This window comes from Paenibacillus sp. P4_A9, assembly GCF_056402415.1.
This window is the reverse complement of the sequence record NZ_JBFUHL010000206.1, coordinates 1-1,376: the sequence shown is the minus strand read 5'-3', so window position 1 is coordinate 1,376 and position 1,376 is coordinate 1. Positions and strand designations below refer to the sequence as shown.

General features: G+C 45.1%; 1 protein-coding gene. It reads right to left on the bottom strand.

Going from position 1 to position 1,376, the window contains the following annotated elements:
• Positions 1 to 19: 19 nt before the first annotated feature.
• The gene (locus AC1DVJ_RS30965; RefSeq protein ID WP_477596767.1) at positions 20 to 1,057 is read right to left on the bottom strand and encodes a stalk domain-containing protein; all 1,038 of its coding nucleotides are present in this window, start codon (positions 1,055 to 1,057) and stop codon (positions 20 to 22) included.
• Positions 1,058 to 1,376 lie beyond the last annotated feature (319 nt).

Genomic DNA, 1,376 nt, shown 5'->3' with positions numbered 1-1,376 from the left:
ACCTCCTAATAAACGCTAATCAGAATAATCTCCTAGCTGTAACAAAACGCTTCTGCCATTTCTCATCGAACGCTGTAATGTGAACACCGAGCTCTTTGGAATAGGTTTGAAGGATCCGCCCGTCTCCCGCATAAATGCCAACATGACCAATATCTAGCCCGCGAGCAGTGAAAAATAGGAGATCCCCTTTACGAATTTCGGCAATCCCGACTTCTTTCCCTTGTAGCGCTTGGTCGTAAGAGACTCGAGGCAAATCAAGGGAGAGCACTTTGCTAAACACATATTGCACAAAAGAAGAGCAATCGAATGTGTTCGTTTGACCAGAAGCAGCACCAAACTCGTAAGGAGTTCCCATAAATGTAGACCCGAAAGTGATTAATTCATCTGCTAGCTTCGCAGTTAATACCGAGCTCGTGTAATCGGTATACATCGGAGCAGCAGAAATGAAACCAATTGCACCGTCTTGGCTCTGGACCTCCAACCAATCCGTATTTATTTCTCGGATGACATGGACTTTTTCGGTTTTCGTAAGCATTCGGAGAACGCTGGAATCCTGATCCTTATCGGGTGTATCGCGCAGATTGACGCCATATTTGATCGTGGTTTCATAGGTGTGAACCGATGAAATTGTGATGGAGCGGGAGTAATCATGCCATTTCACGAGATTCCCTAGCGTTTCACTAATAAATCGCAAAGGAATCAACGTAAACCCATCCATAATTTTACCTGGAACGGGCAGTTCTAGTCGCTCTTGATTTTTAAAAGCATACAAGTCTCCGATTCGGTATGTAAATACGGCGCCATCCTTCATAGCTGTTACCGTTCGCGTGTTCTCATCCCATGAAATTTGTGCACCCTCAGCCTCAAATAGCGCACGCATCGGAACGAGGCTATAGCCGTTTTCAATCACGGGTGGTGTCTGAAAAGACAACTGATGCCCATCAAGAAATACAGCGGGAGATACCTGCTCATTGGCATGTACCGCTGTTGCAGGGAGTAGCAGCATGCTTAATATCGAGATTTTGGCTCCTTGAAGGACAAGGCTTCTGATCCTCATGTTGAATTTCCCCTTACTTTCCGTTTATGCCTATATATTTCGTTATAATCTCATTGCTTTAGTCCGTAATAGAAGGGTACGTTACTGGTCGCGCCTGAAACATAGACAAAGAAAAGAGAACCCCTTTCGGAGTCCTCTTCGACGGTGAGTAGATTGTTGGTACTCTTGCTTTGAACCTTACTTCGCTAGGTCACTACCTCATCTCATCATTGCAGTACTAATACTACAGTAAGTGGTATGCGGCACATCTCCTCGCCTCCATATGGATTCAAGAACAACTTCCCTTGTGTAAATTGTCTGCGACACAACACCTCACCAC